8 protein-coding genes are annotated in these 8,057 nt (G+C 71.7%); 3 read left to right on the forward strand and 5 right to left on the reverse strand.

Annotation, left to right across the window (positions count from 1 at the left end):
* The coding region (locus CCN35_RS25185) for a S41 family peptidase (RefSeq protein WP_211285578.1) at window positions 1–2,188 on the forward strand (2,188 nt) is incomplete at its 5' end.
* 246 nt (window positions 2,189–2,434) lie between these two features.
* Here the strand turns inward: CCN35_RS25185 and CCN35_RS25190 are convergent.
* The 3 genes from CCN35_RS25190 to CCN35_RS25200 form a co-directional block, all read right to left on the reverse strand.
* Window positions 2,435–2,620: a hypothetical protein gene (locus CCN35_RS25190; protein ID WP_067396487.1), complete on the reverse strand. Its 186-nt coding sequence runs from the start codon at window positions 2,618–2,620 to the stop codon at window positions 2,435–2,437.
* A gap of 101 nt (window positions 2,621–2,721) precedes the next feature.
* A complete protein-coding gene (locus CCN35_RS25195) occupies window positions 2,722–3,615 on the reverse strand; it encodes an SDR family oxidoreductase (RefSeq protein WP_067396328.1) in 894 nt (297 codons plus the stop codon).
* Complete coding sequence (locus CCN35_RS25200; RefSeq protein ID WP_067396320.1) at window positions 3,612–5,135, reverse strand: flavin-containing monooxygenase; 1,524 nt, start codon at window positions 5,133–5,135, stop codon at window positions 3,612–3,614. The genes CCN35_RS25195 and CCN35_RS25200 overlap by 4 nt, the downstream gene beginning before the upstream one ends.
* A gap of 200 nt (window positions 5,136–5,335) precedes the next feature.
* On the opposite strand from CCN35_RS25200, the gene CCN35_RS25205 reads away from it, so the two are divergent.
* On the forward strand, window positions 5,336–5,959 hold the full coding sequence (locus tag CCN35_RS25205) for a MerR family transcriptional regulator (protein ID WP_067396484.1): 624 nt from the start codon (window positions 5,336–5,338) through the stop codon (window positions 5,957–5,959).
* A gap of 1 nt (window position 5,960) precedes the next feature.
* Here the strand turns inward: CCN35_RS25205 and CCN35_RS25210 are convergent, their stop codons facing one another.
* Window positions 5,961–6,773: an exodeoxyribonuclease III gene (locus tag CCN35_RS25210; protein WP_067396316.1), complete on the reverse strand. Its 813-nt coding sequence runs from the start codon at window positions 6,771–6,773 to the stop codon at window positions 5,961–5,963.
* A 103-nt stretch (window positions 6,774–6,876) separates the two neighbouring features.
* On the opposite strand from CCN35_RS25210, the gene CCN35_RS25215 reads away from it, so the two are divergent.
* Entirely contained in the window at window positions 6,877–7,356 is a 480-nt protein-coding gene (locus CCN35_RS25215) for a GNAT family N-acetyltransferase (protein ID WP_067396312.1), read from the forward strand.
* 61 nt (window positions 7,357–7,417) lie between these two features.
* On the opposite strand, the gene CCN35_RS25220 is transcribed toward CCN35_RS25215, so the two are convergent.
* Complete coding sequence (locus CCN35_RS25220) at window positions 7,418–7,714, reverse strand: hypothetical protein (RefSeq protein WP_086794444.1); 297 nt, start codon at window positions 7,712–7,714, stop codon at window positions 7,418–7,420.
* Window positions 7,715–8,057: the final 343 nt, after the last annotated feature.

Below are 8,057 nucleotides of genomic sequence, written 5' to 3' on the forward strand. Positions count from 1 at the left end.
CGGCCGCCTCGGCCGCGTCCTGGAGCTGACCTCCGACCCCGCCGGCGAACGCCTGGCCGTGGCCTCCCACGACGGCCGTCTGCTGCTTTTGGAGGTGAACGAGCAGCCGGCCGCCCCCGGCGGCCCGGAAGCGGCACGGGCCGCGGGCGGCCCCGCCGGGGACGGGACGGGGCCCCGTGACGGCGTCACCGAACTGGTGCGGTCCGACAACGGGCCCGTACGGGACCTCGCGTTCTCACCGGACGGAGCGTGGCTGGCCTGGTCGCAGCCCCGGGTGGGACGGTCGTTGCGGCAGATCAGGCTGGCCCGGATCAAGGACCGGCTGATCGTCGACGTGACCGACGGCCGTTTCGAGGACGAGAACCCGGTCTTCACCCGGGACGGCCGCTATCTGGCCTTCCTGTCCTGGCGCGGCTTCGACCCGGTGTACGACGTGCACACCGGGGACCTGTCCTTCCCGCTGGGCTGCAAGCCCTATCTGGTCCCGCTGTCCTCCGCGACGCCCTCCCCCTTCGCACTCAACCCCGAGGGCCGGCCGGCCGCCGGCGGCCTGGACCCCGTCGAGGACGAGGGGACCGGCGAGACCGGCGCGGTGACCGTCGAGACCGAGGGCCTGGAGAACCGGGTCACGCCGTTCCCGGTCATCGCCTCCAAGTACTCCGCGCTGCGCCCGGTCGCCGGCGGCGGCCTGGTCTGGCTGCGCTGGCCGATCTCCGGCGCGCTGGGCGAGACGTTCGCCAACCCGGACGACACCTCCGGCCGGCCCACCCTGGAGCACTTCGACCTCAGCAGGGCGAAGAAGCGCGACCTCGTGGCCCATCTCGACTTCTTCGAGGTCAGCGGCGACGGCACCCGGCTCGTCGTCTCCGACGAGGGCGAACTGCGCGCGGTGCCGTCCACGGAGATCGGCGACGGCGACACCACCACCTGGATCGACCTGCGCCGGATCCTGCACGTGGTGGACCCGCCCGCCGAGTGGCGCCAGGCGTACGAGGAGGCGGGCCGGCTGATCCGGGCCTACTTCTGGGAGCCCCGGATGTGCGGCATCGACTGGGACGGCGTGCTCGCCCAGTACCGCCCGCTGGTCGAACGCGTCGCGTCCCCCGACGAGTTCGCCGACCTGCTGCGCGAAGTGCTCGGCGAGCTGGGCACCTCCCACGCCTACGTCATCGCCGCCCGCCGCAACGAGGGCCCCGCCCCCTACCAGCGCCACCAGGGCCTGCTCGGCGCCGACCTGGTGTGCCGCGAGGGCCGCTGGGTCGTCGAACGGATCCTGCCCGGCGAGTCCTCCGACTCCAGGGCCCGCTCCCCGCTGGCCGGCACCGGCATCCGCGAGGGCGCGGTCCTGACCCATGTGGACGGCCGCCCGGTGGACCCGGTGACGGGCCCGGCCCCTCTGCTGGCCGGGTCGGGCGGGACGACGGCGGAGCTGACGTTCGAGCCCGCGGAGGGCGGACCGCCCCGCCGGGTCGCCGTCGTCCCCCTGATCGACGAGCGTCCGCTGCGCTACCAGGACTGGGTGGCCAACCGGCGTGCCGTCGTACGGAAGCTGAGCGGTGGCCGCTGCGGCTACCTGCACATCCCCGACATGGGCGGCTCCGGCTGGGCCCAGTTCACCCGGGACCTGCGCATGGAGATGTCCCGGCCCGCGCTGATCGTCGACGTCCGCGGCAACGCCGGCGGCCACATCAGCGAACTGGTCATCGAGAAGCTGACCCGGACCATCCTCGGCTGGGACCTGACCCGGGGCGCCCAGCCCGTGTCGTACACCTCCGACGCGCCCCGCGGCCCGATCGTGGCCCTCGCCGACGAGGCGACCTCCTCCGACGGCGACATGATCACCGCGGCCTTCAAACTGCTGAAGCTGGGCCCGGTGGTCGGTCAGCGCACCTGGGGCGGTGTGGTCGGCATGACCGGCCGGCACCGCCTCGGCGACGGCACGGTCATCACCGTGCCGATGAACGCGGCCTGGTTCGACGCCTACGGCTGGTCCGTCGAGAACCACGGCGTCTCCCCCGACGTGGAAAGTCTGCGCACCCCCCTGGACTGGGCCGAGGGCCGCCGTGTCGAGACGGACGACGCCATCGAACTGGCCCTGGAACTGCTGGAGGCCAACCCCGCGGCGACCCCGCCCGACTACAGCGACGTACCCGACCGCTCACGGCCGAAGCTGCCGCCGCGCCCCTGAACCTCCCGTCGGCCGGCGTGCGAACGCCCCGGGCGCCCTTGAACTCCCTTGCACGCGACCGCCGAACACCCCTGAGCCCGAACCCGCCTGCCGAAGCCCCCTGAATCCGCCTGCCGAAGCCCCCGAACCCGCCACTGGAGAACCTCCGTGCGCCCCTCCGTGCGCCCCTTGCCGCACGTGGGGTGCCCCGGCACCCGGAGCACCCCACGTCGTCACGGCAGAAGCCGAAGGCAGCGCCAACCCCGACTACCGGTCGTAGTCCTGGTTGTAGCGGTCCTGGTCACGCATCTCGTCATGCGTGCCGCCGATGCCCTGCCGGCCGCGCTCCTGCGGCTGGGAGGTGCGCTGACCCGCCTTCTCACGGCTCTCGCCGGGCCTTTCCCTGCCCTGCCGCTGCGCCTGCCCGGACTGGCCCTGAGACTTGTCCTTCATGCCCATGCTGATTCACTCCCGTATGGGTGAGGGTGATCCCCTGTGGACGAGGGGATCGGCCTCGACCAGATTCACACGGGCGGTGACCCTGCGCATGTCGATCAGTCACGGTGCGTGGCCGACGCCGTCCGGTGCTGCTCGTCGGCCGCGCCTCCCGCACCGACCAGTCCGGTCCGCATCCCCGCGAGCCGGTCCGCGAACCGCCTCATCTCCCGTGGTCCCATGGTCCCGATGAGCCCCGGCAGCCATCCGCGCACGCCCTGCATCCCCCGCAGCCACCACTGCCCGTACACATGGGGGGCGCGCCGCTCGATGCCGGCCACGATCCGGTCCACCGCCGGACCCAGCGGATAGGTCTTGTTCGACGGCCACGGCAGACGCTGCCTCAACTCCCGCATGACGTCGTGCTGGTCGGCCCCGCGCACCATGTCGGTGTCGGTCCACGACAGATAGGCCACGCCCACCCGCACGCCCTGGTGGCCGACTTCGGCCCGCAGACTGTGCGCGTACGCCTCCACACCGGACTTGGAGGCGCAGTACGCCGTCATCATCGGCGCCGGGGTGATCGCGGCGAGCGAGGCGATCTGCAGCAGATAGCCCCGGCTGCGCACGAGCGCCGGCAGGAACACCCGCCCGGTGACCGCCGATCCGATCAGGTTGACCTCGATCACCCGCCGCCATGCCTCCGGATCGGACGTGGCGAACGGACCGCCGGTCGCCACACCGGCGTTGGCGACCACGATGTCGACCCGTCCGAACCGCTCCTCGACCTCCGCGGCGACCTGTGTCATCGCCTCGTGGTCGGTGACGTCGGCATGCCAGAGGGCGCTCTCGGCGTGCAGCCGTTCGGAGACCTGCTTGAGCCGGTCCGGCTCCAGCCCCACCAGGGCGATCCGCACCCCGCGCGCGGACAGCTTGCGTGCGAGCAGCTCGCCGACGCCCCGTGCCGCCCCCGTGACGACCGCGACCCGTCCCTCCAGAACAGCCCTGCTCATACGCCCTCCCTGACCCGTGCGTCGTCGTTGTCGTTCCCGCGGGCCCGTCCGGCTGCCCGGATGATCCGGTACTCCATCAGGTCCACCCGCCGGGTGGCCCGCCGGAACTCGCTCGTCGTACCGGGCCAGATGGTGGTGTTGCGGCCATTGGCGTCCAGGTACCAGCTGGTGCAGCCGCCGGTGTTCCACACCGTGCGCTCCATGCGCGCCTGCACCTTGCGGTTCCAGGCGTTCACCGCGCTCGGGCGGGCGTCCAGGGCGACCCGGCCGCCGAGGACGTCCAACTGCCGCAGGAAATCGGCCATGTAGTTCAGCTGGGACTCGATCATGAGGATCATCGAGGAGTTCCCGAGGCCGGTGTTGGGCCCGATGATCGTCATCCAGTTCGGGAAGCCGGCGGCGGAGGCGCCGCGCAGCGCCGCCATGCCGTTCTTCCAGGTCTCCGCGAGCGTACGGCCGTCCGCGCCGACGACCCGTTCGGCGATCGGCATGTCCGTGACGTGGAAGCCCGTGCCGAAGACGATCGCGTCGACCTCCGCCTCGGTGCCGTCGGCGGCGACGACGGTCGAGCCGCGGACCTCGCTGAGCCCGCTCGCCACCACGTCCACGTTGTCCTGCGCGAGCGCCGGATAGTACGTGTTGGACAGCAGGATCCGCTTGCAGCCGATGCGGTAGTCCGGGGTGAGCTTGGCGCGCAGCTCCGGGTCCTTGATGGCGCGGGCCATGTGGCTCCTGGCCAGCCGTTCGACGAACCCCAGCTGCCCGGGGTGCTTGGTGAACGCCTGGACCTGCAGCTCCCGGATCCCCCAGAGCACTCCGCGGCGCAGCTGCGCGGTGAACGGCAGCGTGCGGTGCAGGAAGCGCTCGGCACCGCTGATCGCGCGGTCCATGCGGGGCAGCACCCAGGGCGGGGTGCGCTGGAAGACGGTGAGCCGGGCGACCTCGGGCTGGATGGACGGCACGATCTGGATGGCGGAGGCACCGGTGCCGACCATGGCGACCCGCTTGCCGGCGAGGTCGTAGTCGTGGTCCCAGCGGGCGGAGTGGAAGATCTTGCCGGGGAAGGTGTCGAGTCCGGGGATGTCCGGGATCCTGGGGTCGGACAGCGGCCCGGTGGCGGAGACGACGACGTCGGCGGAGAGATTCCCCCCGGTGGTCTCGATGTCCCAGCACAGCCTCTCCGTGTCCCAGACCATCCGCGTGACCTCGCTGTGGAAGCGGATGTGCGGGCGGAGACCGAAGACGTCGGTCACGCGCTCCAGGTACGCGCGGATGTGCTCCTGCCCGGAAAAGGCGCGCGGCCAGTCGGGGTTGGGGGCGAAGGAGAACGAGTACAGATGCGAGGGCACATCGCAGGCGCACCCCGGATAACTGTTGTCGCGCCAGGTGCCGCCGACGCTGCCGGCCCGTTCCAGGACCACGAAGTCGGTGATCCCCTCCCGGCGCAGCCGCACGGCGGCACCCAGCCCGCCGAACCCGCTTCCGACCACCGCGACCCGCACATGCTCGTGCTCGGACATCGCGCCCCTCCCTGCCTCGCGTACCACGGCTCGCGTCCAGCTCTCGGCAACTGTGCCAGTGAACACTGGCACAGTGGGGAGCGTAGAGGAGGTCCGTACCGATCGGTAGAGGGCGGACAAGGAAAGTTACCCGCGGTACAACATAGGCTGCTGCCGTGGCAGAGGACAGGGAGAAGCGCGACGGCCGCCGCGAGTACCGCATGGAGGAACTGGCCCGGCTGGCCGGCATCACCGTGCGCACCCTGCGCTTCTACCGCGAACGCAAGCTGATCCCGCCGCCCCGCCGCGAGGGCCGTATCGCCTGGTACAACGACCACCACCTCGCGCGCCTGCGCACGATCTCGGCACTGCTGGCACGCGGCCACACCCTCAGCGGCATAGCGGAGCTGGCGGAGGCCTTCGACCACGGCCGGGACGTCGGCGACCTGCTGGGCCTGAACGCCCCGACGGAGGAGACCCCGGTCCGTCTCACCCCGGAGGAGCTCGCCGACCACTTCGCCGGCGAGGTCACGGCCGAGAACCTGGCCGCCGCCATGGAACTCGGCTACATCGGCACCGACGGCGACGAGATCGTCCACGTCAGCCGCCGTCTGCTGGAGGTCTCCTCCGCCCTGGTCCGTGAGGGCGTCCCCCTCGCCGAGGTCCTCGACGCCGGCCGCCGTGTCCGCGAACACGCCGACGCCCTGGCCGCCCTGTTCACCGACCTGATCCTCCGTCACGCCTCCGAGGAGGACCTCCCGCGCCTGCGCCCGCTGGCGAAGAGCGCGGTGGAGGCGGAGCTGTCGATGGCCCTGGACCGCAGGGCACGCAAGCAGGCGCAGTAGGTCACGGCGCCCGGAGGTCGTACACCACGGTCACCGGCGCGTGATCGGACCACCGCTCGGCATGGGTGGCCGCCCGCTCGACGAAGCCCTTGACGGCCCCGGCGGCAAGACCGGGCGTGGCCACGTGGTAGTCGATGCGCCATCCCGCGTCGTTGTCGAAGGCACGCCCCCGGTACGACCACCAGGTGTACGGCCCCTCGGCCCCCGGGTGCAGCGCTCGCACCACGTCCACGTATCCGCCGTCCTCCGGGTCGAAGACCCGGGTCAGCCACTCCCGCTCCTCCGGCAGGAAGCCGGAGTTCTTGGTGTTGCCGCGCCAGTTCTTCAGGTCGGCCTGCTGGTGGGCGATGTTCCAGTCGCCGCAGACGAGGACCTCGCGGCCGTCGGCGGCGGCCCGCTCGCGCAGCTCCTTCAGATAGGCGAGGAACTCGCCCATGAAGCGGACCTTCTCCTCCTGCCGCTCGGTGCCGACCTCACCGGAGGGCAGGTACAGGCTGGCGACCGTGACACCGGGCAGGTCGGCCTCGACGTACCGCCCGCTGCCGTCGAACTCGGCCGACCCGAAGCCGATGCGCACCCGGTCGGGTTCACGGCGGGTGTAGAGCGAGACTCCGGCACGGCCCTTGGCGGCGGCGGGCGCGTGCACGACGTGCCAGCCGTCGGGCGTGCGGACGTGCTCGGGCAGCTGGTGGGGCTCGGCGCGCACCTCCTGCAGGCACAGCACATCGGCCCGGGTCCCGGCGAGCCACTCCACGAAGCCCTTCCGGGCGGCGGCACGCAGTCCATTCACATTGACGGAGGTCACAGTCAGCACGCGGGCACCATACCCGCCCACCGGGCGAGGGGTTTTCGGCTACCGTTGCTCTGTTTGCGTTCTTGTTCCCTGCCCCTTACCGCATCGACATACGGTTCGCCCCATGGACATCCGCCCCGTACCCTTCGACCACCCCGACGCCGTCAAGCTGAACGACGAGGTCCAGGCCGAGTACCACGTCCGCTACGGCGACGGCGGCGATGCCACGCCCCTCGCCCCGGCCGACTTCCGTCCTCCGAACGGCCTGTTCCTGATCGCCTACGACGAGGACGGCACCCCGGTCGCCTCGGGCGGCTGGCGCCGCCAGGACAAGAACGACCAGGGCAACGAGGACGGCGACGCGGAACTGAAGCGGATGTATGTGATCCCCTCCATGCGCGGCCGGGGCCTGGCCCGCCGCATCCTCGCCGCCCTGGAGGAGGACGCCCGCGCCGCCGGCCGGGTGCGCATGGTCCTGGAGACCGGCGACAAGCAGCCGGAGGCCATCGCCCTGTACACCTCCAGCGGCTACGAGCCCTGCGCCAAGTTCGGCTACTACCGCGAGTACGAGTCGAGCAAGTGCTTCGCGAAGCGGCTGCGCTGAGCAGCACGCCTGCCGCTGCTTCCCACGGCGCCCCGCCCGGCCGCCACCCGGCCGAGAGCACTCAGAGCCCGGGAGCCAGCGGGGTCAGCCGCAGCACCGCGGCGGCGGCCAGAAGGGCGGGGACGGCGTACCACCGCCCGCGCAGCCACTCGACTTTGACGAACAGCCAGGTCAGCAGTGCCGTGATGCCCGAGAGGACCAGGGCGGGACCGGAGGCGATGTCCGAGTGGAAGACGGTCTCGCTGTCCCAGGGCCCGGCCGGGTTCGCCATGTACGCAATGCAGGTGACGTAGATCGTCGGCAGGTGTCCCGGAGTCAGGACCAGACCGCCCAGCGCGGAGCCGATCCGGGCACGCACGCCTGAATCCCGGCCCGCCGAAGCCCGGGGGGCCGAGGGACGGGCGGAACGGCTCACCGCAGGGCCTCCTTGGCCTTGTTCAGCCCTTTCGCCAAGGCAGGGCATAAACCCGTCGTCCGTCATGGGTTCGGACGCACGCCGGTGGAGATCGGCCATGTGCGCGTTGAGCTTCGGACCCCGGGCGATGGCGGCACGCAGCGCCTTCGGGTTCCGCCCGGGCACGGGCGGTACGACCGGCACGGATCTGTGACGTGCGCAGTCACGGTCGGATGTACTTCTTGTGTCCTCCCTCGACGCACAGTGGCTACGCCGATGGCCCGCCTCGGCGTAGCCACTGTGCGTC

The sequence above is a fragment of the Streptomyces thermovulgaris genome, assembly GCF_002155915.1.
Lineage (GTDB): Bacteria > Actinomycetota > Actinomycetes > Streptomycetales > Streptomycetaceae > Streptomyces > Streptomyces thermovulgaris.